1 protein-coding gene is annotated in these 1,712 nt (G+C 41.5%); it reads right to left on the bottom strand.

The annotated features are described in order from the left end of the window. Positions 1–80: 80 nt before the first annotated feature. Complete coding sequence (locus tag AB4653_RS27515; RefSeq protein WP_102257299.1) at positions 81–1,241, bottom strand: HD-GYP domain-containing protein; 1,161 nt, start codon at positions 1,239–1,241, stop codon at positions 81–83. Between the last annotated feature and the right edge of the window lie 471 nt (positions 1,242–1,712).

Raw genomic sequence — 1,712 nt, forward strand, 5'->3', positions numbered from 1 at the left:
GCCAATTGGCATCCTTTTTTGTTGGTTGGCTTTTTCTTTGGTCTACACAACCAAGGCGTTACAGTTCAAGGTGTCATAGATCAAGCTGTCATGACGTGTGGTTGAACATCGTCATTGTATTGCTCCCTAATTGCCATAAAGCCATCTAGGTTCTGTTTAAGAGCCACAACACACTCAGGGTCGAACATCGAACCCGAGTGAGCCTCAATGTAATCCATGACTTCATCGAGTGTCCACGCGTGCTTATAGGCTCTTTTGCTCATCAGCGCATCGAATACATCGGCTAATGTCACGATGCGTGCTTCGAGCGGTATTGCTGTGTTACTCAAAGCATCGGGCAACCCTGTGCCATCAAACCTTTCATGATGATGACGTACGATATTTTTAATGAATTGGATTTCCTCAGAACACATCGCGCTATGGCATGATAGGGCAACCACATTGTTAATCATTTCTTCACCGTACAAGGTGTGGTTGTCCATGACGGCTCGTTCTTCTTCATTAAAGCGTGCGCTACTGAATAGCACTTTATCTGGAATTCGATATTTACCTATGTCGTGAAAGGGCGCATACAGCCGAATTCGGTGAATGAATTGGTGCGTAATTTCTTCCTTGCTGTGCGACAGAGTACGAGCAATGTGTTCACTGTATTTACCCATGCGAATAAGGTGTTCTTTAGTCTCTGGGTCTCTCGCATGACCCATGTTTAAAGCAATCGCTAAAGAGGATTGAAAGTGACGTTGGCGCTCAAACCATTGAATGAAAAGGCTAGAGATCACTTGAGTGAGATAAGCGATATCACACTGGATGGTTTGGTTAGCAAAGAACCCCGTTGATGAAGCATTGATAAACACAAACCCAAGATTACTTTCTTGATGATGAATAGGTGTTGTGTAACTGCTTTGATGACCGATATCGAGCAAGTGAGATATTTGTTTGGTTGGGCTAATGGTGGTGAGGTCGTGGATGATTCGAGTATCTAAAGACTCAGCCATTCTAGATAAAGCTGATTCTGGCTTTAGTTCTTGTTCGATGTAGCGATGCTCAGCTTCTTGGCACAGAGTATCCGAAACAAAATAATTCGATGCTCTATTTTCATTGCACAGCACGACCGAAAGCCTAGATAGAATGGGGTAATGTTCGCGAGCTAGCCGAAAGAGATCATCAACGATAGCGATAATGTCTTTATCTTGGGCGGCTACTCTGCTGATTTGGGAGTAGTCAAACATGGTCAAAGCCAACCTTTATTTATAGTTATATCATTGTTTAATATCATTATTAGTAGGTTTCTATACCACTTCTAACATAGCACCTTACTGTTAATTAGCAACACTGCGTTCTAATAAGTTTAAATTCCATTGATAAAGTAGGGATATTTCATTCTTCTATCATGGTTTTTGTTAACTTGAGCTAGTTTGGTGGATCTTTAAGACAGACCCTTTTTAGTAGGGGCGGCTGTATTACACGCAACATCAGGATGGTAAGTGACCATATTAAAATTAAATTGAAAGATAAATAGGATAACGAGCATGCTTTATGCCATCATAAAGGCATAGATAAGGGCAATGGATGATATGCCCAAATGATTGAGCTAGAAGCGGTCAGTGATGACGGTGTTCTAGAGTAAATTCAAGGCCTTTAGTTGCCTTGGAAAAGGTAATGTTATGACTGAAGAAGAAAGAATCGAACTGCAACAAAACAACCCACTGCAT

The sequence above is a fragment of the Vibrio sp. 10N.222.48.A3 genome, from assembly GCF_041475345.1.
GTDB lineage: Bacteria > Pseudomonadota > Gammaproteobacteria > Enterobacterales > Vibrionaceae > Vibrio > Vibrio tasmaniensis_A.